Annotated in this window: 24 protein-coding genes; 13 read left to right on the top strand and 11 right to left on the bottom strand. The window is 61.5% G+C overall.

The genetic code is table 11. From position 1 onward, the window contains the following. Positions 1-170 precede the first annotated feature (170 nt). Together ACN0VH_RS12375 and ACN0VH_RS12370 are read left to right on the top strand one after the other, a co-directional pair. Positions 171-1,745, top strand: a complete 1,575-nt coding sequence (locus ACN0VH_RS12375; protein WP_417700749.1) for a 2-isopropylmalate synthase — start codon at positions 171-173, stop codon at positions 1,743-1,745. A gap of 179 nt (positions 1,746-1,924) precedes the next feature. Further along, positions 1,925-3,409, top strand: a complete 1,485-nt coding sequence (locus tag ACN0VH_RS12370) for a tetratricopeptide repeat-containing sulfotransferase family protein (RefSeq protein ID WP_417700748.1) — start codon at positions 1,925-1,927, stop codon at positions 3,407-3,409. A gap of 15 nt (positions 3,410-3,424) precedes the next feature. On the opposite strand, the gene ACN0VH_RS12365 is transcribed toward ACN0VH_RS12370, so the two are convergent. After that, a complete protein-coding gene (locus ACN0VH_RS12365; RefSeq protein WP_417700747.1) occupies positions 3,425-4,213 on the bottom strand; it encodes a 23S rRNA (adenine(2030)-N(6))-methyltransferase RlmJ in 789 nt (262 codons plus the stop codon). A gap of 300 nt (positions 4,214-4,513) precedes the next feature. On the opposite strand from ACN0VH_RS12365, the gene ACN0VH_RS12360 reads away from it, so the two are divergent. The 7 genes from ACN0VH_RS12360 to ACN0VH_RS12330 all read left to right on the top strand — a co-directional run bounded on the left by ACN0VH_RS12360 (position 4,514) and on the right by ACN0VH_RS12330 (position 11,707). After that, positions 4,514-5,560: a rod shape-determining protein gene (locus ACN0VH_RS12360; RefSeq protein ID WP_278923591.1), complete on the top strand. Its 1,047-nt coding sequence runs from the start codon at positions 4,514-4,516 to the stop codon at positions 5,558-5,560. A gap of 71 nt (positions 5,561-5,631) precedes the next feature. Continuing rightward, entirely contained in the window at positions 5,632-6,597 is a 966-nt protein-coding gene (gene mreC / locus ACN0VH_RS12355; RefSeq protein ID WP_417700746.1) for a rod shape-determining protein MreC, read from the top strand. Further along, on the top strand, positions 6,590-7,129 hold the full coding sequence (locus ACN0VH_RS12350; RefSeq protein ID WP_278923593.1) for a rod shape-determining protein MreD: 540 nt from the start codon (positions 6,590-6,592) through the stop codon (positions 7,127-7,129). The genes mreC and ACN0VH_RS12350 overlap by 8 nt, the downstream gene beginning before the upstream one ends. Next, a complete protein-coding gene (gene mrdA, locus ACN0VH_RS12345) occupies positions 7,126-9,072 on the top strand; it encodes a penicillin-binding protein 2 (protein ID WP_278923594.1) in 1,947 nt (648 codons plus the stop codon). The genes ACN0VH_RS12350 and mrdA overlap by 4 nt, the downstream gene beginning before the upstream one ends. Further along, positions 9,069-10,208: a rod shape-determining protein RodA gene (gene rodA, locus ACN0VH_RS12340; RefSeq protein ID WP_278923595.1), complete on the top strand. Its 1,140-nt coding sequence runs from the start codon at positions 9,069-9,071 to the stop codon at positions 10,206-10,208. Before mrdA ends, rodA begins: the two co-directional genes overlap by 4 nt. Before the next feature lie 165 nt (positions 10,209-10,373). After that, entirely contained in the window at positions 10,374-10,784 is a 411-nt protein-coding gene (locus ACN0VH_RS12335) for a VOC family protein (RefSeq protein ID WP_278923596.1), read from the top strand. Next, positions 10,781-11,707 carry a 2-hydroxyacid dehydrogenase gene (locus ACN0VH_RS12330; protein ID WP_278923597.1) on the top strand — a complete coding sequence of 309 codons (927 nt, stop codon included), beginning with the start codon at positions 10,781-10,783 and terminating at the stop codon, positions 11,705-11,707. The genes ACN0VH_RS12335 and ACN0VH_RS12330 overlap by 4 nt, the downstream gene beginning before the upstream one ends. Before the next feature lie 136 nt (positions 11,708-11,843). Here ACN0VH_RS12330 and ACN0VH_RS12325 read toward each other — a convergent pair whose 3' ends face one another. From ACN0VH_RS12325 to ACN0VH_RS12295, 7 genes are all read right to left on the bottom strand, one after another. Further along, positions 11,844-13,862, bottom strand: coding sequence for a M3 family metallopeptidase (locus tag ACN0VH_RS12325; protein ID WP_417700745.1), 2,019 nt, complete (start codon positions 13,860-13,862; stop codon positions 11,844-11,846). 166 nt (positions 13,863-14,028) lie between these two features. Further along, positions 14,029-14,379 carry a hypothetical protein gene (locus ACN0VH_RS12320; protein ID WP_417700744.1) on the bottom strand — a complete coding sequence of 117 codons (351 nt, stop codon included), beginning with the start codon at positions 14,377-14,379 and terminating at the stop codon, positions 14,029-14,031. A 19-nt stretch (positions 14,380-14,398) separates the two neighbouring features. Continuing rightward, positions 14,399-15,442: a HesA/MoeB/ThiF family protein gene (locus tag ACN0VH_RS12315; protein WP_278923600.1), complete on the bottom strand. Its 1,044-nt coding sequence runs from the start codon at positions 15,440-15,442 to the stop codon at positions 14,399-14,401. After that, complete coding sequence (dut, locus tag ACN0VH_RS12310; RefSeq protein ID WP_278923601.1) at positions 15,442-15,897, bottom strand: dUTP diphosphatase; 456 nt, start codon at positions 15,895-15,897, stop codon at positions 15,442-15,444. Before dut ends, ACN0VH_RS12315 begins: the two co-directional genes overlap by 1 nt. A gap of 52 nt (positions 15,898-15,949) precedes the next feature. Further along, entirely contained in the window at positions 15,950-17,164 is a 1,215-nt protein-coding gene (coaBC, locus tag ACN0VH_RS12305; protein WP_417700743.1) for a bifunctional phosphopantothenoylcysteine decarboxylase/phosphopantothenate--cysteine ligase CoaBC, read from the bottom strand. A gap of 134 nt (positions 17,165-17,298) precedes the next feature. Continuing rightward, on the bottom strand, positions 17,299-18,219 hold the full coding sequence (locus ACN0VH_RS12300) for a ChaN family lipoprotein (protein WP_417700742.1): 921 nt from the start codon (positions 18,217-18,219) through the stop codon (positions 17,299-17,301). Continuing rightward, on the bottom strand, positions 18,216-19,094 hold the full coding sequence (locus tag ACN0VH_RS12295; RefSeq protein ID WP_278923604.1) for an RNA polymerase factor sigma-32: 879 nt from the start codon (positions 19,092-19,094) through the stop codon (positions 18,216-18,218). The genes ACN0VH_RS12300 and ACN0VH_RS12295 overlap by 4 nt, the downstream gene beginning before the upstream one ends. A gap of 323 nt (positions 19,095-19,417) precedes the next feature. Here ACN0VH_RS12295 and cobU point away from each other — a divergent pair, with 323 nt between their 5' ends. The 4 genes from cobU (at position 19,418) to ACN0VH_RS12275 (ending at position 22,959) form a co-directional block, all read left to right on the top strand. Then, the gene (gene cobU / locus ACN0VH_RS12290) at positions 19,418-19,936 is read left to right on the top strand and encodes a bifunctional adenosylcobinamide kinase/adenosylcobinamide-phosphate guanylyltransferase (RefSeq protein ID WP_278923605.1); all 519 of its coding nucleotides are present in this window, start codon (positions 19,418-19,420) and stop codon (positions 19,934-19,936) included. Continuing rightward, positions 19,933-20,514 carry a histidine phosphatase family protein gene (locus ACN0VH_RS12285; RefSeq protein ID WP_278923606.1) on the top strand — a complete coding sequence of 194 codons (582 nt, stop codon included), beginning with the start codon at positions 19,933-19,935 and terminating at the stop codon, positions 20,512-20,514. Before cobU ends, ACN0VH_RS12285 begins: the two co-directional genes overlap by 4 nt. A gap of 75 nt (positions 20,515-20,589) precedes the next feature. After that, entirely contained in the window at positions 20,590-21,273 is a 684-nt protein-coding gene (locus ACN0VH_RS12280; protein ID WP_278923607.1) for a glutathione S-transferase, read from the top strand. 183 nt (positions 21,274-21,456) lie between these two features. Then, on the top strand, positions 21,457-22,959 hold the full coding sequence (locus tag ACN0VH_RS12275; protein WP_417700741.1) for a YifB family Mg chelatase-like AAA ATPase: 1,503 nt from the start codon (positions 21,457-21,459) through the stop codon (positions 22,957-22,959). A 42-nt stretch (positions 22,960-23,001) separates the two neighbouring features. Here ACN0VH_RS12275 and gshB read toward each other — a convergent pair whose 3' ends face one another. The 3 genes from gshB to rsmI form a co-directional block, all read right to left on the bottom strand. Beyond that, positions 23,002-23,946, bottom strand: a complete 945-nt coding sequence (gene gshB, locus ACN0VH_RS12270; RefSeq protein WP_278923609.1) for a glutathione synthase — start codon at positions 23,944-23,946, stop codon at positions 23,002-23,004. 85 nt (positions 23,947-24,031) lie between these two features. Next, entirely contained in the window at positions 24,032-24,406 is a 375-nt protein-coding gene (locus ACN0VH_RS12265) for a YraN family protein (protein ID WP_417700740.1), read from the bottom strand. A 1-nt stretch (position 24,407) separates the two neighbouring features. Beyond that, positions 24,408-25,265: a 16S rRNA (cytidine(1402)-2'-O)-methyltransferase gene (gene rsmI / locus ACN0VH_RS12260; RefSeq protein ID WP_278923611.1), complete on the bottom strand. Its 858-nt coding sequence runs from the start codon at positions 25,263-25,265 to the stop codon at positions 24,408-24,410. Between the last annotated feature and the right edge of the window lie 28 nt (positions 25,266-25,293).

Here is a 25,293-nt window from a genome sequence, read left to right as displayed (position 1 = left end):
CTAGTGATCGACGCCGCCCCACGCGGCGCGTCTCTGCGTGGCCTACTACTGCTCCTAGTCCGCCTCTGAGCGTGCCATTCGGCGCGTCCGCTCAGAGGAGACCGGCTTATACGCGCCCCAGATGGACATCCACATAACGGATCTCAGGACAGAACTAGAAAGCACTCCAAATGACCAATATCATTGATAAAGATCGCGTTTTGATCTTCGACACCACCCTGCGCGACGGCGAACAAAGCCCCGGCGCCACCATGACCCATGATGAAAAGCTGGAAATTGCCGAGCTGCTGGATGACATGGGCGTCGACATTATCGAAGCCGGCTTCCCCATTGCATCCGAAGGCGATTTCAAAGCGGTGAGCGAGATCGCAGAGCGGTCCAAGAATGCGGTGATCTGCGGTTTGGCACGGGCCAATCTCAAAGATATCGACCGCTGCGCCGAAGCCGTGCGCCAGGCCGCCAAGCCGCGCATCCATACCTTTATCGGCACCTCGGCGCTGCACCGGGCCATTCCCAACCTCACCATGGATGAGATGGCCGATCGTATTCACGAAACCGTCACCCATGCCCGCAATCTGGTTGATGACGTGCAGTGGTCGCCGATGGATGCCACCCGCACCGAGTGGGATTATCTGTGCCGGGTGATCGAAATCGCCATCAAGGCCGGCGCCACCACCATCAACATCCCCGATACTGTCGGCTATACCGCCCCGGTCGAAAGCGCCGATCTGATCAAGCGCCTGATCGAAACCGTGCCCGGCGCCGATGAGGTGATCTTTGCCACCCATTGCCACAACGACCTTGGCCTGGCCACGGCCAACTCGCTTGCCGCCGTGGCAGGCGGTGCGCGCCAGATTGAATGCACCATCAACGGTCTTGGCGAACGGGCCGGCAACACTGCCCTGGAAGAGGTCGTCATGGCCTTGAAGGTGCGCAACGATCTGATGCCCTGGAAAACCGGCATCGACACCAAGAAGATCATGCATATCTCGCGGCGCGTCGCCACGGTTTCGGGTTTTTCGGTCCAGTTCAACAAGGCCATCGTCGGCAAGAACGCCTTTGCCCATGAAAGCGGCATCCATCAGGATGGCATGCTGAAGAACAAAGAAACCTTTGAAATCATGCGCCCCGAAGATGTCGGCCTTGCCGGGACTTCGCTGCCGCTGGGCAAACATTCGGGCCGCGCAGCGCTGCGCGATAAGCTGACCAACCTTGGGTTCGAGGTTGGTGACAACCAGTTGAAAGACCTGTTTGTGCGCTTCAAGGAACTGGCAGATCGCAAGAAAGAAGTCTTTGACGACGACATTCTGGCCCTGATGCGGTCGGGCGAAGACGCCGAAAACGACCACTTGCAACTGGTCTCCATGAAGGTGGTCTGCGGCTCTGGCGGCCCAGCAGAGGCCACCGTCGAGATGGAGATCGACGGTAAGGATCAGACCGCCGTGGAAGAAGGCGACGGGCCAGTGGATGCCACCTTCAAGGCGATCCGCAAGCTTTACCCCAACACCGCGCGCCTGCAGCTTTATCAGGTGAATGCGGTGACCGAAGGCACCGACGCCCAGGCAACTGTTTCTGTACGCCTGGAAGAAGATGGCATCATCGCCATCGGTGAAAGCGCCGATACCGATACGGTTGTGGCCTCGGCCAAGGCCTATATCAACGCGCTGAATCGCGTAATTGTGCGCCGCGACCGGGTTGGCGAAGGCGCCGACACGCGTGAAATTTCGTATAAAGATGTGACCTGATAGTCGCCAAAAATTTACCTCACTCGTCATTTCAGCCTTTGAACCAAAGCTGACGCGGGTGAGGTAGCTAGGTCTACGGACGGTTATAATTAGCCTGAAATCGAACAGACATATTAGCCAATCAGAAAGACTTTTTTCCTAAAATCATTGCATTGATTGAGGAAAAATTGGTCTTTCACATGTCCCACAACGTCGATTTTTCAACGCGATCCAAAGACGCACCTGTCGTCGATATCAAGCCCCTTATGCAGCATCAGAAGTTTGAAGAGGTGCTCCGAGCGCTTCAGCCTGTTGTCGCCTCAGGGCAAGCAGACTGTGCGCTGCTGGATATCGTTGCCGACTGCTATTTCGGATTGAACCGCCCGGATCGTGGCATCGCAGTGTTGCAAGCGATGGTCGCAACCTGGCCGGATGACATACCCGCCTGGGGCAAACTGGGCGTTCGCTGTTTGCAAAACGGCGACAAAACAAGCGCCGCCGAAGCGTTTGAACAGCTGCTCAGCTTTGACCCCAATTCGGCGCGCGTCCTGAGCGCCCTTTACACCGCAGCCCCCTTTCCAGCCGACAGCGCACGGGCACATCGATTGCGCGATCTCTTTAACGCCGGCAAAGTGCCGCCCGCAGAAATGGCGGATGCCGCACATACGCTGGGCAGAATTTTCTCTGATGCCAACTCTACCGACACGGCATTTGATTATTTTTCAGCCGCAAAAGCCGCAACTCCAGGCGTCTATGCCCCGGCCGTGATATCCGCGTCAGTGGCTCAGCAATGCCGCAGCTTTGACCCCGCACGTCTACCTGAGGTGAAGGCTGACAAGACAACCTCGCAGCCTGTCTTTGTCGTCGGCCTGCCCCGGTCAGGCACTACACTGCTTGAAACGATGCTGCTAGCGCACAGCGCGGTGGACAGTATCGGTGAAAGCCCGGCCTTGGGACACGCACTAAAAACTGTAAACACGGCGCTACCTCTACAGGCCGCGCCCGGCACAATCCCTGACACCAACAATGGTCCCGAAAGCGCAGAAGCCACTGCTTTGAACAACGTCGAAGGCTGGGCCTGGTGTCATCAGGCTGATGCCGACATTGCCCAGATGGGGCGCAATGCCTATCTAGCGCATCACCCAAAGCCGGGCCATGTTGGCGCGCCAGGTGTCATCCTCGACAAGATGCCCAAGAACCTGCTGGATATGGGCTTTGCTCGGATGATCCTGCCAGAAGCCCGCTTTGTCTTTATGATGCGCCATCCACTGGATGTGGGTCTGTCGCTGTACACCACCAATTTTATGTCCGGTCACGCCTATTCCAAAAAACTGGACTGGATCGGTCACTACATCCGCGCCAGCTATGACTCGCTGGATGACTATGTTCCCAAACTGGGCGACAGGTTACACTTGCAATCTTACCGCAAGCTCGTCGAACATACAGAACCACAAATGCGGAGAATCCTTGATCAACTCGGACTGGCATGGGATCCTGCCTGCCTATCCCCGCAGAGTTCTGACAGAATGGTCATTACAGCCTCGATCCTCCAGGTTCGTGAAGACGTCAACCGATCGGGTCTGGCCAAATGGAAGCGGTTTGAAAGTCAGCTCAAACCGCTGATCAAGGCGCTTGGGGGCTGGGACTGGATCAAAGAGTGGGAAGCCCGCGACGCCGCCCTGTAGCGGCCGGTAGAGCGCTTATTTCAAACGGTTGAAGATCTGATCCAGCCGATCACATTCGGCCTTGGTCCCAAAGGGCGTGTTGACCACAAACATGCCGGAGCCAATCATCCGGTGCCCCGCGCGCGCGGGCGGGAAGCGGACCTCGTGGCGCAGCGCGCCCGGCAGGTTCTGGTGTTCCAGCGCCCGCAGCATGGATGTATGGGTGCCGTCTTTCAGAATGGGATACCACAGCGCCAGAATGCCAACATTCCATTTCCGGTGCAGGGTCGAGATGAACCCCGGAATGCGGCTGTAGTCGCTTTTGATCTCATAGCTTGGATCCATCAGCAAAAGCCCGCGCCGGGGCGTTGGCGGTGCCAGCGACTGGGCCAGTTCAAACCCGTCCTGCAGATGGACCTTGGCCCGCCCACGCGGCATTGCCTGACGCAGGGCCGCATGTTCCCCTGGGTGCAGTTCGGCCAGATGCAGGCTGTCCTGGGGGCGCAGCAGATTGGCCGCAATCAGCGGTGACCCCGGATAGGCGGTGTCGCCATGCGCCGCCTGGCAGGCCACCAGCGCCTGCCGCAGGGGATGTTCTGACGGCAAGAGCCCATCGCCCAGAATGCGATCAATCCCCGCCGCCGCTTCGCCAGTTTTCACCGCCTCGGGAGCATCCAGATGATAAAGCCCACGCCCGGCATGGGTTTCAATATAGCTGATCGGTTTGTCCTTCTGGGTCAGATAGGACAGGATCACCGCCAAAAGTGCATGTTTTTGCACATCGGCCAGGTTACCGGCATGATAGATATGTTGATAGGATAGCATGCAACAGCCTGTAGCGCGGATTTGCCGATGGCGAAACCACAAAGACCTGCCCGATAGGACAATTCGGTGCTTGATCCGATGGCACAGGCCTGCGCCGCCAATCAACGCAGCGCCCCCTTGGCGTCCTGCCTGCAAGCGGGCAAAGTGCAAGGCAAAAGCCCCTCCTTTATGCGGCGCAAGCGAAAAGGCGCTAGTTGGGCATAAAACGCCCTTTCCCGACAGGGCTGCGCTGGTATAAGACCATGGTCTGCGACCCCGTTGGAGTCGCCCCTCGCTACAGTCAATAGGATCACATTTTATATGGCGTTTTTCGGAAATCTTGGCGGTTTGTTCACCTCGGACATGGCCATCGACCTTGGCACCGCAAATACGCTGGTCTACGTCAAGGGCCGTGGCGTGATCCTGTCGGAACCTTCCGTGGTGGCCTACCACATCAAGGATGGGGTGAAGAAAGTCCTGGCTGTGGGCGAAGATGCCAAGCTGATGTTGGGGCGAACCCCCGGCAGCATCCAGGCGATCCGCCCGATGCGCGAAGGGGTCATTGCTGACTTTGACACCGCAGAAGAAATGATAAAACATTTCATCCGCAAGGTGCACAAACGCTCAACCTTTTCCAAGCCAAAGATCATCGTCTGTGTGCCGCATGGCGCAACTCCGGTTGAAAAACGCGCGATCCGTCAATCGGTTATGTCTGCCGGGGCGCGCCGGGCCGGGCTGATTGCCGAACCCATCGCCGCAGCGATCGGGGCGGGCATGCCCATCACCGATCCCACCGGCAACATGGTTGTCGACATCGGCGGCGGCACCACCGAAGTCGCGGTTCTGTCACTGGGCGACATCGTCTATGCGCGCTCGGTTCGGGTGGGCGGCGACCGGATGGATGAATCAATCATCGCCTATCTACGCCGCCAGCAGAACCTGCTGATCGGCGAGGCCACAGCCGAACGCATCAAGACCTCTATCGGCACTGCCCGGATGCCCGATGATGGCCGCGGCCAGTCGATGCAGATCCGTGGTCGTGACCTGTTGAACGGGGTGCCAAAAGAAATCGAGATCAGCCAGGCCCAGGTGGCCGAAGCCCTGGCAGAACCGGTGCAGCAGATCTGCGAAGCAGTGATGACCGCGCTGGAAACCACCCCGCCCGATCTGGCCGCCGATATTGTCGACCGGGGCGTCATGCTGACCGGCGGCGGCGCGCTGCTGGGCGATCTGGATCTTGCCCTGCGCGAGCAGACCGGTCTGGCCGTTTCTATTGCGGATGAATGTCTGAACTGTGTGGCCCTTGGCACTGGCAAAGCGCTGGAATACGAAAAGCAGCTGCGCCACGCCATCGACTACGACAGCTGATCCGGTAGCACGGCCCCGCTCGACCAACCTGATCGCAGGGCGGGCGGGGGCAGCACCCAGAAAGGAGCCCCTTGGCCAAAGATCGCTCCCAGCGTGAAGACTATGCAACGCCGCTGCGCCGTCTGTTCGTCGTGGTTGTCTGCCTCTGTCTGACGGCCCTGTTTCTGGTCTGGCGCATCGACAGCCCAAGGGTGGAACGCTTTCGCGCCCAGCTGATTGACACGGTCGTGCCCAATATGGATTGGGCCATGGTACCGGTCACCGGCACCGTCAATCTGTTTCGCGATTTTCAAAGCTATCGACGTCTGGCAGAGCAAAACCGCGAGCTACGTTCGGAGCTGCGTCAGATGCGCGCCTGGAAAGAGGCGGCGCTGCAGCTGGAGCAGGAAAATGCCCGCCTGCTGGATCTCAACAATGTGCGGCTTGACCCCAAGCTCACCTTTATCACCGGCGTGGTCATGGCCGACAGCGGCTCGCCGTTTCGTCAGTCTGTCATCCTAAATGTCGGTGCCCGCGATGGCATCCAGGATGGCTGGGCCACCATGGATGGCATTGGTCTGGTTGGGCGGATTTCCGGTACCGGGCGCAACACCGCGCGGGTGATCCTGCTGACCGATGCGGCCAGCGCCGTGCCAGTGACCATCCAGCCCTCGGGGCAGACTGCGCTGGTGACCGGCGACAACGGCGCCGCGCCACTGCTGACCTTTCTGGAGAACGCCGATCTGGTGCGCCCGGGCGACCGGATTGTGACCTCGGGCGATGGCGGAGTTTTTCCGGCCGGACTGCTGGTGGGGCAGGCCACCGAGGACCGCAGCGGCCGCATGCGGGTGCGGTTGTCCGCCGATTATGAACGGCTTGAATACCTGCGGGTGCTGCGCCATCATGGCACCCAGGTGATTGGTGATCCCGGCGGGTTGATCGTTCCCGCCCCCGGTGCCACCACCCCGAAATCCCGCCCCGGAGATCTGGACCCCGCCACCACTGCACCCGACGCCCAGACAGACGCCGACACCGCAACGGGGGCTGAGAATGGCTGAGGTCACACCCGCCAGAATTCTGTTCATGCGGTTCAGCTTTGCCGGGCTGGCATTTCTGGTGATCTTTTTCCACCTGCTGCCGCTGGATACGCTGGCGCGCAATTGGGCACCGCCGGATCTGCTGACCGCCCTGGCCATGGCCTGGTCGCTGCGCCGCCCGGATTATGTGCCGATCTTACTGCTGGTCCCGGTGTTGTTATTGGCGGATTTCCTGTTTCACCGCCCGCCTGGCCTGCTGACACTTTTGGTGGTTCTAGGCTGTGAATTCCTGCGCACGCGTGGTCAGAACCAGAACGAAGCAACCTTTGCCGCCGAGTGGCTCTCGGTGGCGATGGTCCTGACGGTTATCACCCTCTTGAACCGTGTCACCCTTTCACTCTTTGCGGTGCCGCAGGCGCCCCTGGGCCTGTCGGTCATCGAAACCATAGCGACCATTGTGACCTACCCGCTGGTGGTGCTGTTCAGCCAGGGGCTTCTTGGCGTGCGCAAACTCTCGGCCACCGAGGCCGAAATTCTGGGAGCCCGCAAATGAAACGCACACCAAAGGATCTGGAAGGTGCCCATCGCAAGCTGAGCCGCCGCGCGCTGCTTTTGGGCGGGCTGCAACTGGGCTTTGCCGGGGGGCTGGCTGCGCGCATGCGCTATCTGCAGGTCGATCAGGCAGATCAGTTCCGCCTGCTGGCCGAAGAGAACCGCATCAACATCCGCCTGTTGGCCCCCGCCCGTGGCGAAGTTTTTGATCGCAATGGCAAGACCCTGGCCCATAACTCCCCCTCCTATCGGATCATCATCGTCCCAGAAGATGCCGATGATGTGGAGGCGGTGATCGCCAGGCTGTCAAAGCTGATCCATCTGCCCGCCGAAGACATCGAACGTGCCCGCACAGAGATGCGCCGCTCGCCGCCCTTTTTGCCGATCACCCTGGCGGACCAGCTGACCTGGGAAGATATCTCAAAGGTGGCGGTGAACGCCCCGGCCCTGCCCGGCATCACCCCAGAGGTCGGCCTGACGCGCATCTATCCGCAACAAAGCGATTTTGCCCATGTGGTGGGCTATGTGGGTCCCGTGTCCGATTATGATCTTAGCAAACTGGAGTCACCGGACCCGGTGCTGCGCATTCCGCGCTTTCAGATCGGCAAGGTCGGCTTTGAGGCCAAGCGCGAAGATGTGCTGCGCGGCACCGCCGGAGCCAAACGGGTCGAAGTAAACGCAACTGGCCGCGTCATGCGGGAACTGGACCGCAAGGAAGGCCAGGCCGGTGCCGATATGCAGCTGGCGGTAGATGCGGGATTGCAGAACTACGCCCAGGCCCGGCTGGGCGGCGAGAGCGCCGCCGTGGTGGTGGTAGACTGTGACACGGGTGACCTGCGCGCCATTGCATCTGCCCCCAGTTTCGACCCCAACCTGTTTGTTCGCGGCATTTCGGTGGCGGACTACAGCCTGCTCACAGAGGATCCCTACCGCCCCCTCGCCAACAAGACCGTGCAGGGCACCTATCCCCCCGGATCGACCTTCAAAATGGTTGTCTCGCTGGCAGCACTCGAAGAGGGGCTGATCGGGCCGGAAGATACCGTCTGGTGCCCCGGCTATCTAGAGGTTTCGGGGCGGCGCTTTCACTGCTGGAAACGGGCCGGACATGGCCATGTCGATCTCAATACCTCGCTCAAGCAGTCCTGCGATGTCTATTACTACGATCTGGCAATCAAGGTGGGCATCGACAAGATTTCAGCCATGGCCAACCGGATGGGGCTGGGCGTGCGCCACGACCTGCCGATGTCGGCGGTGGCGAGCGGGCTGGCCCCTGATCGGGACTGGAAGGCGAGGGTACGCGGCCAGGACTGGCTGGTCGGGGATACCGTCAATGTCTCTATCGGTCAGGGATTCATGCTGGCTTCGCCCATGCAGCTGGCAGTGATGACCGCCCGCCTGGCCACCGGGCGCAGTGTGACCCCACGCCTGGTGAAATCCATCGACGGGGTAGAACAGCCCTCGGGGGCAGGCACCTCTATGGGGCTGAATGAAAACAATCTGCGCATGGTGCGACGCGGCATGTATTCGGTCAGCAACGACAGGCGCGGCACCGGCTATCGCTCGCGTATCATTGCCGAAGGCATGCGGATGGGCGGCAAGAGCGGCACCAGCCAGGTCCGCAATATCACCGCCGCCGAACGCGCCGCCGGGGTAATCCGCAACAAGGATCTGCCATGGGAGCGGCGCGATCATGCGCTCTACGTCTGCTTTGCCCCCTTCGACAAACCCAAATACGCCATCTCGGTGATCGTTGAACATGGCGGTGGTGGCTCTACCGCTGCGGCCCCCATTGCCCGCGATGTGATGTTGCAGGCGCTTTACGATGGCACCCCGCCCCTTTCCGCCTATCCCAAAGGCGATCGCAGCCGCATCAAGGCCCAACAAGAGCGGCTGGAGCGCGAACGCATCGAACGCGACACCCCCCAAGACAGTGACCGGGCATGAGCTACCTTGAGTATAACGCCAAGGCGACCCCCTCGGGGTTTCGCAAGATCCTCTATCTGAACTGGCCGCTGACCCTGTTGCTGGCCTCGGTGGCCGGGGTTGGGTTCCTGATGCTCTACTCGGTCGCGGGCGGGTCCTTTTCGCCCTGGGCCGAACCACAGTTCAAACGCTTCCTGCTGGGCATGGGGGTGATGCTGGTGGTGGGCATGGTGCCGATCTGGTTCTGGCGCAATATCTCGGTGGTGGCTTATCTGATCTCTGTTGCGCTGCTCCTGGCGGTTGAATTCTTTGGCACCGTCGGCATGGGGGCACAGCGCTGGATAGACATTGGCTTTATGCGGCTGCAGCCCTCAGAGCTGATGAAGATCACCTCGGTCATGCTGCTGGCCGCCTATTACGACTGGCTGCCGCCAGAGCGCAGTTCGCGGCTGATCTGGGTGTTGCTGCCACTGCTGATGATCCTATTCCCCACCCTTCTGGTGCTGCGCCAACCGGATCTGGGCACCTCGATCCTGTTGATGGCCGCCGGCGGCGGGGTGATGTTTCTGGCGGGGGTCCACTGGGCCTATTTTGCCGCCGTCATTGGTGCCGCCGTAGGGCTGGTGAGCGCCGTATTCCAAAGCCGCGGCACCGACTGGCAACTGCTCAAGGACTACCAGTATCGCCGCATCGACACCTTCCTCGACCCGTCACAAGACCCGCTGGGCGCAGGCTATCATATCACCCAATCCAAGATCGCCCTGGGCTCGGGCGGCTGGTCGGGACGCGGCTATATGCAAGGCACCCAGTCACGGCTGAACTTTCTGCCGGAAAAGCACACGGATTTCATTTTCACCACCCTCGCCGAAGAGTTTGGCTTTATTGGCGGCCTCACCCTGCTCAGCCTCTACATGCTGATCATCGTCTTTTGCGTCGCCACCGCGCTGGCGGCCAAGGATCGGTTTTCATCGCTGGTCTCCCTGGGTGTGGCCATCACCTTTTTCCTGTTCTTTGCCGTCAATATGTCGATGGTCATGGGCCTGGCCCCCGTCGTGGGCGTGCCACTGCCGCTGGTTTCTTACGGGGGCTCGGCGATGCTGGTGCTGCTGGCCGCCTTTGGTCTGGTCCAAAGCGCCAATGTACACCGCCCCCGCTAGGCCTGCCCCCAGCCAACAGCGGACAAGGCAAATATCTGCAACCAGGCATGATGCTTGTGTCAAACCCTGCATCCATGAGACACCCATGCCAGAACACAGAACACAAGCTGCGGCTTTCCCTGACATCCCCCGATATCAAGGAACACCGCGATTGGAGCACAGAGCATGAGCATCTTTCACCTCGCCTATCATGTGGATGACCTGGACAAGGCCCGCGCCTTTTATGGCGGCCTGTTGGGCTGCACCGAGGGGCGCAGCACCGACACCTGGGTCGATTACAACTTCTTTGGCCACCAGATCTCACTGCACCTCGGCACGGCCTTTGCCACCGCCAAGACCGGAAAGGTCGGGGAACACATGGTGCCGATGCCGCATCTGGGGGTGATCCTGCCTCAGCAGGACTGGCAGGCCCTGGCCGATCACCTGGTGCAGGCGGGGCTGGATTTCACCCTGCCCCCAACCACACGCTTTGCCAATGAACCGGGTGAACAAAGCACCATGTTCTTTCACGACCCCGCCGGCAACCCGATCGAGATCAAAGGCTTCAAGGACATGGCCGGGGTATTTGCCACATGATCAAGGTTCAATTCGCCGCCCGCCCGGAACGCTGGGACAGCTATAGGCCTGCGCTCGAAACCGCCTTCGCCGCCGCCCAACTACAGGTCGACCTGCGCCAGAATCACCCCGCCGCAGAGGTGGACTATGTGATCTACGCCCCCAACTCCGACCTGCAGGATTTCACCCCCTACACCCGCTGCAAGGCAGTGCTCAACCTCTGGGCCGGGGTGGAAAAGATCACGGGCAATACCAGCCTGACACAGCCGCTGTGCCGGATGGTCGATCCCGGTCTGACAGCGGGCATGGTGGAATGGGTCACCGGTCATGTGCTGCGCTACCACCTTGACATCGACCGCAGCCTCGCCACCCAGGATCGCTGGGATCCGGTTGTGCCCCCCCTGGCACAGGAACGGGCGGTCACCCTGCTGGGGCTCGGCGCATTGGGAACCGCTTGCGCCACCGCGCTGCAGCGGCTCGGCTTTCCCGTCACCGGCTGGTCACGGTCGCAAAAAACGCTCGCAGGCCTTAACTGCGAACACGGGGCCGAGGGGCTGACACGCGCCCTGGCAACCGCCGAGATCGTGATCTTGCTGCTGCCCGACACTGCCGCCACAGAAAACACCCTGAATGCGACAACCCTGGCGCATCTGCCCAAAGGCGCGCGGATCATCAACCCCGGCCGCGGCCCCCTGATCGACGATGCCGCCCTGCTGGACGCTCTCGACAGCGGCCAGATTGCCCATGCCACCCTTGATGTCTTCCGCCAAGAACCGCTGCCGCAAACCCACCCCTATTGGGCCCACCCACGGGTCACGGTCACGCCCCATATCGCGGCAGAAACGCGCCCCCTGACTGCGGCACAGATGATTGCCAAAAACATCCAGCGCGGCGAAAGCGGCCTGCCCTTTCTCAACCAGGTCGATCGCCAGCTCGGCTACTGATCAGCCCAGGCTGCCAACACCTGCAACGGCAGGCGCCTCCCCCATATTCATCTTACGAAAAATACCTCGGGGGAGGTCGCAGACCGGGGGCAGCGCCCCCGCCCACCTCACCTCTCTGCTCAGCCCAGCGGCACCATCACCCGACAGCGGCCAGGCCGCGCCCCTTTAGCAGCGCCTCAACCCCTGGCAGACGGCCGCGAAACGCGGTGTATAGCTCTGCCGCATCGACGGATCCGCCCTTGGACAGGATATGGCGTTCCAATGCGGCGGCGCGTTCGGGGTCAAAGGCGCCTCCCGCCTCTTCAAAGGCGGCAAAGGCATCGGCATCCATCACCTCGGACCACATGTAGCTGTAATAGCCCGAGGAATAGCCATCTCCGGAAAACACATGGGCAAACTGCGGTGTCGCATGGCGCATGGTGATGGCCGCGGGCATACCGATTTCGGCCAGCACCTCTGCCTGTTTCTCCATCACATCCTGTGGCGGCGCCCCCTCATGAAACTCCAGATCCACCAGCGCCGAGGCCACATATTCCACCGTCTGGAAGCCCATATCAAAGGTCGCGGCCCCCAGCACTTTTTGCAACAATTCGGGCGGCATCGCTTCGCCGGTCTCCGCATGGGTGGCAAATTCGCTCAGGACCTCGGGCACCTCCAGCCAATGTTCATAGAGCTGGCTTGGCAATTCGACAAAATCACGCGCAACCGAGGTGCCAGAGATGCTCTCGTAGCTGACATCAGACAGCATCTGATGCAGCGCATGGCCAAATTCATGGAACAGGGTGCGCGCGTCATCCCAGGACAACAGGGCCGGATCGCCTTTGGCAAAGTTGCAGACGTTGATGACAACCGGGCTCTGCTCTTGCGGCAGTTTCGCCTGGGCCCGCATTGCCGAACACCAGGCGCCCGAGCGCTTGGAGCCGCGGGCAAAGTAATCGCCGATAAAGACCGCCAGATGCTTGCCCGCGCGCGTAACCTCCCAGGCGCGGCAATCGGGGTGGTACAGCGGCACATCCAGCGGTTTGAACTCTAGTCCGAACAGACGGTTGGCACAGGCAAAGCTGGCCTCGATCATCCGGTCCAGCTGCAGGTAGGGCTTCAGTTCCGCCTCATCCAGATCATGTTCGGCCTTGCGCCGCTTTTCAGTGTAGTAGCGCCAGTCCCAGGGTTCCAGATCGCCGTTAATCCCATCCTGATGCATCATCTCGGTCAGGATCCTGGCATCACTGTCGGCCTGCGCCTTGGCCGGCTGCCAGACCTGCATCAGCAGATCCCGCACCGCCTCCGGGGTTTTGGCCATCTCGGTTTCCAACTTGTAGGCGGCAAAACTGTCATAGCCCAGCAGGGCAGCGCGTTCGGCTCGCAGCGCCAGGATCTCGGCCGCGATGGCACGGTTGTCGCTGTCGCCTCCGTTGGCCCCACGTGCGCACCAGGCGGCAAAGGCCTTTTGCCGAAGATCGCGGCGGGGGGAAAACTGCAGGAACGGCGTGATAACCGACCGCGACAGCGTCACCACCGGGCCTGGCGCGCCCATCTCTGCGCCTGCCGCCCGGGTCGCGTCCACAACGAAGTCCGGCAAGCCCTCAAGGTCCGCCTCGCTCAGTTCCATATGCCAGTCGCGCTCATCCGCCAGCAGGTTCTGGGTAAAGGCAGTGCCGAGCGTGGCCAGGCGGCCCTTGATCTCTTGCATCCGCTGGTCATCCGCCCCGGTCAAGGCGGCACCACCGCGTACAAAGCCGCGATGGGTCAGCATCAAAACCCGGCTCTGCTCGTCGGTCAGACCCAGATTATCGCGTTGATCCCAAACAGATTTCACCCGCGCATAAAGCGTTTTATTGGCAGTGATGGCGGAAAAATGTGCCGCCAGTTTGGGGGAAAAGTCACGCTGCAGCTCTTCGCGCTTTGCGTTGCTATCTGCCCCCGCCACGGTGAAGAACACCGACAAGACCTGCTCCAGCTCGCGCACCGGGGTCTCCAGTGCCTCGACCACATTGGCAAAGCTGGGCGGCGCGGTGTTGTTGGCGATGGCATCGATCCAGGCGCTATGGGCAGCCAGCGCCTGCTCCAGTGCCGGGGCAAAATCATCATCACTAATGCGGCTGAAGGGGGCAATTTCAAACGGCGTGTCCCAATGGGACAAAAGCGGGTTGGACATGTCAAATCTCCTTTGATCGCGACGCTAGCGGCAAATTCGGACGGCTGCAATCAGGGTCCGAAGCGCCTGCCAAGGCATGGCGCGCAAAAGTGAGCACCGGTTTTGCACAACATGCAAAATCAAATGAGGTGAGCCAGCCAGGAGAACGCAAATGAACGCGGTAAATCTAGCCGCCCACCTTCGGGCTGTCGACCAGAGAGGCTGGCAGAATACGGATCGGAACCCCGGCAATATTCGCCGCGCGCGCGATGCGCCATTCAAACCGGCCAATACGCCCATCGGTGTCGATCAGCTCCACCACCGCCTCCTTGCCGGTCACCTCCGCGGCAAACAGGGCCTGCTGGATGCTGTCCAGGCTGCTGCGCTTGTCCAGACCGAACTCAACCACCCGGTTGTCATTCTCGCAATCTATCCGGATCGAGGCGGCACCATCGGGATAGGTAAAGTCATGCACGGTCTCGGACTCGCCGCCAAACAGGGCACCGCAAAGCGCGGTAATAAAAAAGGCTTCATTCACTGCTGCGGGCTTTCTGACGTTAACGACCGTCGCTGCAAATCGGACAGTCCTGCCGCCGCGACAGGCGGATCTTGCGGCTTTCGCCGTATAGCCCATCATAGATCAGCATTTCGCCTTTCACGCCCGCGCCTGCGCCGGTGATCGCCTTGATTGCCTCCATCGCCATCATTGCCCCCAGCACCCCCGGCAGCGGGCCAACCACCCCGGCTTCGGAACAGGACGGTGCCAGCCCGGCCGCCGGAGCTTCGGGGAAAATACACTGATAGCAGGGGCTGCCGCCTTTGGGGTGAAACAGGCTCAGCTGGCCTTCCCATTGCGACAGGGCCGCGGAAATCAGCGGCTTGCCCAGCTTTACCGCTGTGCGGTTGACCAGATAGCGGGTTTCAAAATTATCGCTGCCGTCCAGGATCAGGTCGAAATCGGCAAACAGCTCTGCGGCGATCTCTTCGGTCAGGCGACGATGAAAGGGGCGCACCTCGACATAGGGGTTTTGCGCCTTCATCGCGGCCTCGGCTGAAAACACCTTGGGCAGGCCAATATCCGCATCGCGGTGGATCACCTGGCGTTGCAGGTTGGCATTTTCCACCACATCGTCATCAATCACCCCAATGGTCCCCACCCCGGCCGCAGCCAGATATTGCAGTGCCGGAGCCCCGAGACCACCAGCACCAATCACCAAGACGCGGGCCTGTTTCAGTTTTTTCTGTCCCGGCCCGCCCAGCTCTCGCAGCACAATATGGCGGGCATAGCGGTTCAGCTCTGTTTCGCTAAACAGGGGGGCGGGGTCGGACATGGTGCTGCCTTTTGGTTGTGCACGGGCTTTGAGGGCAGAAATAATCCAGCCATAGCCCAGCGCCAAGAGGCCAAAGCCACCCAGCATCAGCCATAGCGCGGCAGAGCCACCCGTGGCCTGACGCAAAGCATGTTCAGCAGGCAGCGTCACCTGCAAGGCCAGAACAGCGGCAAACAGAATCGCCAACAGGCTGCCACGCAGGGCGCGGCTCCAGCCAAGATAACCGCCGCCCCACCAGATAAACGCCGCAAGGGCCAGGATCCGCAGCATCAGCGCCGCCCCGTAGAGCCAAAGCCCCCTTGACCGCGCGCGGTTTCCTCTAGGGTGTCAACCAGCGAAATCCGGGCCTGCACAACGGGAGCTACCACCATCTGTGCAATCCGGTCGCCATGCGAGATGACAAAATCTGCATCGCCTGCGTTCATCACAATCACCCCCAGCGGGCCACGGTAATCGCTGTCGATGGTGCCGGGGCTGTTGGGCAGGGTGATCCCGTGTTTCAACGCCAGGCCGGAACGTGGCCGGATCTGCACCTCATAGCCCGGCGGAATAGACAGCCGCAGCCCGGTCGGCACCAGCATCCGCGCGCCGGGGGCCAGCGTCAGGCTACCACGATCCGGCAGGTTGGCGCGCAGGTCAGCCCCAGCCGCGCCAGCGGTTTCATAGGCGGGCAGCGGCAGATCCCGATCTGCACCAGCCTCGTGGGTCACCCGGATTTCAACCATCTCGTCCTCGTTTTTGTCGCTGATGTTTCACAGGGGCCAGCCTCTGGCAGGGTTACTGCGTGTCCCCAGTCGTGGCTGCAATATGCGCTGCGATCCGGGCGGCAAGCTGGCGTGCCACCTCTGCCTTGCCCATCCGTGGCCAGGCCTCAGCCCCCTGTTCTGAAATCAGGATCACTGCGTTTTCCGCCCCCCCCATGATGCCCGTAGCCGGGGACACATCATTGGCGACAATCCAGTCGCAGCCCTTGCGCAGGCGCTTGGCCGTGGCATTGTCCACCACATCATTGGTTTCCGCCGCAAAGCCGACCACCAGCGGCGGCCGCCCGGTACCCATCTGCGCGACAGATTTCAGGATGTCCGGGTTTTCGGCAAACTCCAACACCGGCAAGCCGTCCTTGGATTTCTTCAGTTTGCGATCCGAGGCACTGGACACCCGCCAATCGGCGACGGCGGCTGCGAAAACCCCCACATCCACCGGCAGGGCCGCCTGTACGGCCGCCTGCATCTCAAGCGCGCTTTGCACTGGTATCACCTCAACCCCGTCGGGGGGAGGCACCTCTGCCGGGCCAGTGACAAACACCACCTCTGCGCCCTGATCGCGCAGGGCAGCGGCCAGCGCAGTGCCCTGTGCACCGGAAGAACGATTGGCGATATAGCGCACCGGATCAATGGGTTCATGCGTGGGGCCAGAGGTCACCAGAACACGCCGCCCCGACAGCAACCCCTGGCGGAAATGCGCTGTAATGGCCGCGATGATTTCGTTCGGTTCCGCCATCCGGCCCGGACCAAATTCACCGCAGGCCATGCCGCCCTCATTTGGGCCGACCAACTGCACGCCATCTGCGCGCAGGGTGGCGATATTGCGCTGGGTGGCCGCATGGTCCCACATGCGGACATTCATCGCAGGTGCCAGCATGATCGGGGTGTCTGTGGCCAAGAGCAGCGTGCTGGCCAGATCATTGGCCAGCCCCTGTGCCATCTTGGCCATCAAATCGGCAGTGGCGGGGGACACCACTACCAGATCGGCGCTGCGCGACAGCTGGATATGCCCCATCTCGGCCTCGGCGGTCAGATCAAACAGATCCCGGTGCACCGCAGTTGCCGCCAACGCCGAAACCGACAATGGCGTCACGAACTCTTCGCCTGCGCGGGTCAGCACAGGGGTGACTGCGGCCCCCTGGTCTTGCAACCGGCGGATCAGCTCCAGCGATTTATAGGCCGCGATGCCGCCACCGATGATCAGAAGAATGCGCTTGCCTGCCAGCATTTTCACTGCCTCTTGTTTGCCCGGCCTCGCCCCGGCCCCTGGCAATCCTATCGTCTGGAGCACAAAGAGGGAAATGCTTTTACAGGGCCATCTCAAGGGCCAATCAACAGGCCACTGGCGCCGCCGCCACGGCGCTAATCGGTGCTGCGAAAGGCCAGACAGGGATCCGGGCGCAGGGGCGCAGGGGCCGAGAGGACAACATCAAAGCGCCGCTCCCCCTGGCCGCCCATCTCGTCGTCCTGACCCTCTTCGATCTGGCCAAGCGCGCGCAGGCTGATCTGGGGCGCGGCCCGTTTCAGATAGACCGCAAGCCCCCGGTCCAGCCGGGCATGGCCATTGCCGGTGATAACCACCACGGGCCCGCCCGTTTGCTGCAGCGCCTGTTCGGCGCGGGCCGCCAGACGGGCGTCACGCAGGCGCTGTATATCAACCAGCATTGGCAGCATCTCTGCAGGCATGGCATTGCAATGATTGATCATTTGGTCCGCCTCGCGCGCGGTCTGGTCTGCCTCGGGCAGGGGGTGGTCCAGACCAAAACGCGCGGCCTGGTCGCCAAAATGGTCGGCGATCCCGGTTTGCAGGGCTATTCGGGCCTCAGCCCGCGGCAGCCATGCACCAAACTGCGCCGCCTCGCTGGCAGCCAGAAACACCGGGGCGTATAGCGCAAAATCAGGCCAGCCCGATGTCGCCCAGTTCAGCCTCTCGGCGGTGCGCGCCGTATCCTGCAGGACCGGCACGGTAAGTGTTGCGGCCTGGTCCTGGGTGATCATCTCCCAGACCACAGCCCTGGGCTGCAGGGCCGCGATCAGCTCTGCCTGCGTCTGGTGATGCACGGCATTGTCATGCACCTCGCCCAGCAGGATTACATCTGCCCCTTTCAGCGCCGCCACAACCTGGCCCAGGTCTGGCTGAACTGGCTGCGCATCAACCTTTCCCTGCCCCTGTGCGGTGACCTCAGCCGCGACTTGGGTAGGCAGCCCAACGGGTAGCCCCCCGACCAAAGCGACCACAAGGGCGATTGCGAAATTCTTGACTAAAAAACTATGCTTTCTCATGAAAGCAGTCTTTGCACCTCTCGCGAGCGGGTTTCAAGCAGTTTCCGCATTTTTTGAAATGCCCCGGCCTCCAGCTGGCGCACCCGCTCCTTGGACAGCTTCAATTCGTGCCCCAGGTCTTCGAGCGTGCGCGGCGGGCTTTTCAGTTTGCGGGCCACCACGATCAGCTTTTCCCGCCTGCTCAACCCCTGCATCGCTTCGACAAGCCAGCGCCGCAATTGCCGACGATCATGGCTGCCTTCGACCAGTTCAGCCGCCTGGGCGCTGTCATCTTCCAGCACATCAATCCATTCGCGGCCCTCGTCCTCGCTCGACTGGACCGCGTTAAGCGAAAAATCCCCCCCCGCCAGACGGCCATCCATCATTTCCACATCCCGCAGCGGCACGCCAATTTCAGAGGCGATCTTTTCATGCAGCTGGTGGCGATCCAGCCGCGCCCCCTGGGCATAGGCCTGGCGTTCAAGCTGGGCCTCAACCCGGCGCATATTGAAAAACAGTGACTTTTGCGCGGCGGTAGATCCTGTGCGCACCATCGACCAGTTGCGCATCACATAGTCTTGAATAGAGGCCTTGATCCACCAGACCGCATAGGTGGAAAAGCGCACGCCGCGATCGGGATCAAACTTATCCGCCGCCTTCATCAGGCCCAGCCCGGCCTCTTGGATCAGATCATTCATCGGCGCGCCATAACGTTTGAACTTGGAGGCCATTGAAATCGCCAGCCGCATATAAGCATTGATCAACCGGTGCAGCGCCTGCACGTCCCGTTGATCCCGCCAAGCATAGGCAAGTTTGCGTTCGGTCTCTGCATCCAGCAGTTCTGCTTTCATCGCCTGTTTCGGCAATGGATTAACAGTAATGTGGTCAAGCGCCATTGTTTCCCTCCGGGATCAGATCGTCTTGAAAACATGGCAGAGCGTACCGGACAGCCGCAGGGGATGGCCCCAGACGGCGAATTGGACTGGGTATGCCCGGTCCTCCGCCACCCCGCAGCGCAATGCCACGGCACAGTCTCTATCATACAGTGTGCGGCCTCTGGCCGTTGGCACCTGGCTCTTTGACGAACCTGCCTTGGCAACCTTCCGCCAAGGCACCGGCCCAGCCGGGGTAGCGCGGCCAATACTGGTTAGACCCTTGTTTTGAGCGTCACCAGCGGCTAGCACAGGGTAGAAACCGTTCATTTACAAGGGTAAAGAACTTGTCGGCACCTGTCACATTCATTCTCGGCGGCGCCGCCTCTGGCAAGTCGAAATTTGCCGAAGATTTGTGCTTTAAGTCAACAAAATCAAAATGCTACCTCGCCACATCACAAATATTTGATACCGAGATGCAGGCCAAGGTAAAACGCCACATACAGCAGCGCGGACCTGATTGGGAGACTCATGAAGAACCGCTCTCGCCTGCGCGGGTTCTGGACCAGCTTGCGCCGGACCAAATTTGCCTGCTGGACTGTGCCACCATGTGGCTGACCAATCATATCCTGGCCGAAGGCGATCTGGCCACCGCACAGCGAGAGCTGCTGACGGCAATCGGGCGCTGCCGGGCAGAACTGGTTGTGGTCTCGAATGAGGTGGGCCAGGGTATTGTGCCCGAAAACGCCCTGTCGCGCCGCTTCCGCGAGGCCCAGGGGCGGCTCAATATCGCGCTTGCGGCCCAGGCTGACAGGGTGGTTCAGGTGACCGCCGGACTGCCGCTGGTGCTGAAGGGAACGCTATGACATCGCGCCTGTTTCTTATTCGCCACGGGCCGACCCATGCCAAGGCCATGGTGGGCTGGTCCGATCTACCAGCCGATCTATCCGATACCGCCGCCCTGGCCCGGCTTGAAGCCAGCCTGCCACCCGAGGCGCTTGTGGTGTCTTCCGATCTGCGCCGCGCAGTGGATACCGCCAGCGCCATCCAGGGCCCGCGCCAACGTCTGCCGCATATGCCCGGTCTGCGTGAAATCCATTTTGGCAGCTGGGAGCTGCGCAGCTGGAAAGAAGTTGACGCCGAAGACCCCGACCGCATCCGCGCCTATTGGGAAACACCGGGCGACACCACGCCGCCCGGCGGCGAAAGCTGGAACCAGGTCTGCGCCCGCGTCAATGATACGGTGGATCACCTGCTTCAGACCCATGCAGGGCGTGATCTGGTGATTGTCGGGCATTTTGGTCAGATCCTGACGCAGATCCAGCGGGCCGAAGGGCTAAGCCCCACCGCCGCCTTTTCCCACAAGATAGACAATCTGTCGCTCAGCACCCTCAGCTATGGCCCGGACGGCTGGCGCAGTGGGGCGCTTAATCAGACACCCTGAAACATCAGGTTTCGTGATATATTCACCAACAAATATTCCGTTTCAAGATGTTAAACTAGGCGCTAGCCTGCCCTCATGTCTTATGAACTCTACATTGGTGATCGCATGTATTCCAGTTGGTCGTTGCGCGGCTGGCTCATGCTCGAAAAATTTGCAATCCCGCATCAAACCCATCTGGTTGGGCTTTATTCCGGCACCATGGCCCAGGATTTGGCGCATCTGGCCCCGGCGCGTCTGGTGCCGACGCTCAGAACCGACCAGGGCCTGGTAATTGGCGAGAGCCTTGCCATGGCCGAAACCCTGGCCGAGGCCTTCCCGACTGCGGGTCTTTGGCCTGTGGCGGCGGATCAGCGTGCCACCGCGCGCTGGCTGGCAAGCGAGATGGTCTCGGGGTTCTCCGCCCTGCGGGGCGACTGCCCGATGCAGCTGTCGCATGTCTGGCAGGGGTTTGATCCCTCACAGGCGGTGCTGGCGGACCTGGCCCGCATCGAAGCGCTGTTTGCCCATGCCCGCAGCATCTCTGGCGCGCAGGTGGGCTATCTCTTTGGGGATTACTGTCTGGCAGAGGTGTTTTACACCCCCGTTGCTGCCCGGATCGTTGGCTATGACCTGCCAGTCGCGCCGCAAACCCGCAGCTATTGCGAAATGCTGCTGTCGGATCCGGCAGTGCGGCAGTGGCAGGCGCAGGCACGCGAGGTCAGCTATGACCCGGAACCCTACGCCCAGGATCTGGCCCGCAGCCCCTGGCCCATCAACTAGGCGGTGCCCAGACGCCCGCGTCCGCCCCTGCCCACAAGCCATGCCGCTGTCCATTTCTGACCAATGGCTGCGGCAGGCTTGCGGGAAATCACCGTAAAATACCCGAAAACCACAGTTCTGCTGCTGACTCTGCCCCAACGGTGCCTATTGTTTTTCCTTGCCAGTTCAAGGGAATGAGCCCAGATGATCAGCCGCGCCAATACGGTAGCCTTTCACGGCATAGACGCGCGCCCCGTCGAGGTGCAGTGCTCGCTGGTGGCTGGGCTGCCTGCCTTTGCCATCGTTGGCCTGCCAGACAAGGCCGTGTCCGAAGCCCGCGAAAGGGTGCGTGCCGCCTTTGCCGCCATGTCGATTGCGCTGCCAGCCAAGCGGATCACCATCAATCTGTCGCCCGCCGATATGCCCAAGGAGGGCAGCCATTTTGACCTGCCCATCGCCCTGGCGCTGCTGGCGGGCATAGGTCTGATCCCGCCAGAGGCGGTTGCCGACACCCTCGCCCTGGGGGAACTGTCGCTGGACGGCCAGCTGATGCCGGTCACCGGGGCGCTGCCTGCCGCGATGGCTGCGGCCAGCGCCAACCATCAGCTGCTCTGCCCCAAAGGATCCGCCGCCGAGGCAGCCTGGGCCGGTGATGCGCTGGTCATTGGTGCCGCCAGCCTGACCGAGGTGGTGCGCCATTTCACCAGCGAATTTCCCCTGACCCCAGCCCGACCCGGCGAGGTGAGCCAACCTGCACCCCTGCGCGATCTACGCGACATCAAGGGCCAGGAACAGGCAAAACGCGCGCTGGAGATCGCCGCCGCCGGGCGCCACCATATGCTGATGACCGGGCCTCCGGGGTCGGGCAAATCCATGCTCGCGGCCCGGTTGCCCTCTATCCTGCCGCTGCTCACCCCGGTCGAGGCACTCGAAACCTCGATGATCCAGTCGCTGTGCGGGCTGATCGATGCCGGCGGCATCTGCCGCAGCCGTCCCTTCCGCGAGCCACATCACACCGCGTCTGTGGCGGCGATTGTCGGCGGCGGGCGGCGGGCGCAGCCGGGCGAGATCAGCCTGGCCCACAATGGCGTCTTGTTCATGGATGAACTGCCGGAATTCAGTCGCGTGGTGCTGGAAACCCTGCGCCAGCCGCTAGAAACCGGCGAGGTGATGATTGCCCGTGCAAATGCTCATATCCGTTATCCCTGCCGTTTCATGCTGGTGGCGGCGGCGAACCCCTGCAAATGCGGCTATCTGGCAGACGCAGCCCGTGCCTGCGCCCGCGCACCGGGCTGTGGCGAAGACTATCTTGGTCGTATCTCTGGCCCGATGCTGGACCGATTTGACCTGCGCATCGAAATGCCGCCGGTGGCCTTCAAGGATCTGGACCTGCCCGCCGCCAGCGAAGGCTCTGCCGAGGTGGCCCAGAGGGTTGCAATCGCCCGCGAGATCCAGGCTGATCGCTATCGCGACAACGCTGAAATCACCCTGAACGCCGATGCCGAGGGTGATGTGCTAGAGAAGGCCGTGGCCCTGCAGGCAGAAAGCCGCGCGCTGTTGCTACAGGCTGCTGAACGCTTTGGGCTGAGCGCACGCGGCTATCACCGGGTGCTACGGGTGGCGCGCACCATCGCCGATCTGGCTGCCGAACCACAGGTGCAGCGCCCGCATCTGGCCGAGGCGCTGAACTTTCGCACAGGCGTGTAACACACACGGGGGCCACGGCACGAAGACCACAGCCCCCTGGCTTCAGCCTCGCGCCGCAACGCGGCCTTCGATCGCCAGCCAGATCTTTTCAGCGATATTCACCCCGTCAAATCGCTCCAGCTCCTGGATGCCGGTGGGGGAGGTTACGTTGATTTCGGTCAGATAATCGCCGATCACATCGATACCGACAAAGACCTGCCCCTTTTCCTTGAGCAACGGCCCGATGGCGGCGCAGATTTCGAGGTCGCGTTCGGTCAGCCCGATTTTCTCTGGCCGCCCCCCCACATGCATATTGGAGCGCGTCTCACCCGCGGCGGGCACCCGGTTGATGGCGCCAACCGGTTCGCCGTCAACCAGGATCACCCGTTTGTCGCCATTGCTGACATCGGGCAGGAACTTCTGCGCGATCAGCGGCTCACGGCTGAAGCCGGTGAACAATTCGTGCAGCGAGGTCAGATTGCGGTCATTCGCGTCCAGCCGGAACACCCCGGCACCGCCATTACCATAGAGCGGCTTGAGGATAATATCGCCGTGCCGTTCTTTGAAATCCTTGATGGTGTTCAGATCGCGGGCAATCACCGTGGGCGGCGTCAGGTCGGGGAAATCCAGCACCAAGAGCTTTTCCGGGTAATTGCGCACCCAGAAGGGATCATTGACCACCAGGCAGTCATCTTTCAGCCGGTCCAACAGATGGCTCAAGGTGATGTAATGCATGTCAAAGGGCGGGTCCTGGCGCAGCCAGATCACATCGAAATCGGCCAGATCCACCTCGCGCATCTCGCCCAGGATGGCTGGTGTTCCCGCCACCCGCTGCACCGTCATGTCCTGACCACGGGTGGTAATCCTGCCCTCTTGGTAGGCCAGCTGATCCGGCAGATAGAAAAACAGCTCATGGCCACGCGCCTGGGCCTCTTCCGCCAGGCGAAAGCTGCTGTCGGCGTTAATGTCGACACCCATGATCGGGTCCATCTGAAAGGCGATTTTCATGGCAGTTTTCCTTGTTTCTTTCGCCATAGATGACGCAGGGCGCAGCAAGGTTCAATATGCCTTGTTCAACAAGCCGTGAAAGCCGTCAGCCCTGACCATAGGCATTTTCCAGAATTTCAACCTCTTGGGTGCCGATCACCAGCGCCACGTCGATGCGCGCCTCTGCCAGGGCGCCGCCCGCCTGCTGATCAAGATAGAGCGCGGCCGAGGCCTGCACCCGCTGCATCTGTCGCGGGGTGATCCGGGCAACCGTCGCCGCATAACTGGGGCCGGTCTTCACCTCGACAAAAACCCAAAGCGCACCCTGGCGCAGGATCAGATCGATCTCGCCCCCTGCCCCGCGCCAGCGCTGTTCAACCAACTGGTAGCCGCGCGCCACATAGGCACGCGCCGCCTGCTCTTCTGCCGCGGCGCCGGCAAGATGCGCCCGCAATCCGGTAGCGACAGGCGGCCTGGGCATCTCAGTCCTCTTTCGCCAGTTTCAGGGCCATCTGATACACCTTGCGGCGCGGCATCTCATGCGCCTCGGAAACGATGGCGGCGGCGTCTTTGACGCTATTGTCGATCAGTGCAGCGCGCAGGTCGCTTTCAATATCGCCCTCGCTGACCACCCCGGCAGCAGCGCGGTCTACCAGCAGGACGATCTCCCCCTTGACCGGAGTTTCCACCAGACTGGCGGCCAGTTCCTGCAGCGGCAGGCGGCGGACCTCTTCAAATTTCTTGGTCAGCTCGCGGCACAACGCCGCCGGGCGATTGCCCAGCACATCCGCCATATCCGCCACCGAAGCCGCCACCCGTTTGGGGGATTCGTAAAAGGCCAGGGTGGCCGGAATCGCACGCAGCTCTTCCAGACGTTTGCGCCGGGCACCGCTGGCATTGGGTAAAAAGCCCGCAAAAAAGAATGCATCCGTCGGCAATCCGGCCAGCGCCAGCGCCGTGGTCACCGCCGTCGCCCCCGGTGCCGTGGTCACCAGATACCCCGCCTCGGACACCGCCTTTGACAGGGCATACCCCGGATCCGCGATCAGCGGCATTCCCGCCTCAGAGGCATAGGCGACAGATTTCCCAACCTCCAGCGCTGCCAGGATTTTACCGCGTGCAGCCACCCCGCTATGATCATGGTAGGCAATCACCTGACGATCCCGCATCGGCACACCATGAATTTCCATCAGGCGGCGCAGCGACCGGGTGTCTTCGGCGGCGATCAAATCCGCCGAGGCCAGCACATCCAGCGCGCGCAGGGTAATGTCGCGGGCCGTGCCCAAAGGTGTTGCCACAAAATATAACCCCGGCAACAAATTGACGATCTGATGATTCACGCTGGACCCGCCTTTTTGGTCGTTTATT

Origin of the sequence: Pseudophaeobacter sp. (genome assembly GCF_048267565.1) — a bacterium.
GTDB lineage: Bacteria > Pseudomonadota > Alphaproteobacteria > Rhodobacterales > Rhodobacteraceae > Pseudophaeobacter > Pseudophaeobacter profundi.
Note: the sequence above shows the minus strand (reverse complement) of the source record. Positions and strands in the feature narration are given on the sequence as shown.

Bases quoted from the DNA above. Each gene is read 5' to 3' on its own strand.
- ACN0VH_RS12375 (WP_417700749.1), top strand. From the start codon at position 171: ATGACCAATATCATTGATAAAGATCGCGTTTTGATCTTCGACACCACC.
- ACN0VH_RS12370 (WP_417700748.1), top strand. From the start codon at position 1,925: ATGTCCCACAACGTCGATTTTTCAACGCGATCCAAAGACGCACCTGTC.
- ACN0VH_RS12365 (WP_417700747.1), bottom strand. From the start codon at position 4,213: ATGCTATCCTATCAACATATCTATCATGCCGGTAACCTGGCCGATGTG.
- ACN0VH_RS12360 (WP_278923591.1), top strand. From the start codon at position 4,514: ATGGCGTTTTTCGGAAATCTTGGCGGTTTGTTCACCTCGGACATGGCC.
- ACN0VH_RS12350 (WP_278923593.1), top strand. From the start codon at position 6,590: ATGGCTGAGGTCACACCCGCCAGAATTCTGTTCATGCGGTTCAGCTTT.
- mrdA (WP_278923594.1), top strand. From the start codon at position 7,126: ATGAAACGCACACCAAAGGATCTGGAAGGTGCCCATCGCAAGCTGAGC.
- rodA (WP_278923595.1), top strand. From the start codon at position 9,069: ATGAGCTACCTTGAGTATAACGCCAAGGCGACCCCCTCGGGGTTTCGC.
- ACN0VH_RS12335 (WP_278923596.1), top strand. From the start codon at position 10,374: ATGAGCATCTTTCACCTCGCCTATCATGTGGATGACCTGGACAAGGCC.
- ACN0VH_RS12330 (WP_278923597.1), top strand. From the start codon at position 10,781: ATGATCAAGGTTCAATTCGCCGCCCGCCCGGAACGCTGGGACAGCTAT.
- ACN0VH_RS12325 (WP_417700745.1), bottom strand. From the start codon at position 13,862: ATGTCCAACCCGCTTTTGTCCCATTGGGACACGCCGTTTGAAATTGCC.
- ACN0VH_RS12315 (WP_278923600.1), bottom strand. From the start codon at position 15,442: ATGCTGCGGATCCTGGCCCTTGCGGCGTTTATCTGGTGGGGCGGCGGT.
- dut (WP_278923601.1), bottom strand. From the start codon at position 15,897: ATGGTTGAAATCCGGGTGACCCACGAGGCTGGTGCAGATCGGGATCTG.
- coaBC (WP_417700743.1), bottom strand. From the start codon at position 17,164: ATGCTGGCAGGCAAGCGCATTCTTCTGATCATCGGTGGCGGCATCGCG.
- ACN0VH_RS12300 (WP_417700742.1), bottom strand. From the start codon at position 18,219: ATGAGAAAGCATAGTTTTTTAGTCAAGAATTTCGCAATCGCCCTTGTG.
- ACN0VH_RS12295 (WP_278923604.1), bottom strand. From the start codon at position 19,094: ATGGCGCTTGACCACATTACTGTTAATCCATTGCCGAAACAGGCGATG.
- ACN0VH_RS12285 (WP_278923606.1), top strand. From the start codon at position 19,933: ATGACATCGCGCCTGTTTCTTATTCGCCACGGGCCGACCCATGCCAAG.
- ACN0VH_RS12280 (WP_278923607.1), top strand. From the start codon at position 20,590: ATGTCTTATGAACTCTACATTGGTGATCGCATGTATTCCAGTTGGTCG.
- ACN0VH_RS12275 (WP_417700741.1), top strand. From the start codon at position 21,457: ATGATCAGCCGCGCCAATACGGTAGCCTTTCACGGCATAGACGCGCGC.
- gshB (WP_278923609.1), bottom strand. From the start codon at position 23,946: ATGAAAATCGCCTTTCAGATGGACCCGATCATGGGTGTCGACATTAAC.
- ACN0VH_RS12265 (WP_417700740.1), bottom strand. From the start codon at position 24,406: ATGCCCAGGCCGCCTGTCGCTACCGGATTGCGGGCGCATCTTGCCGGC.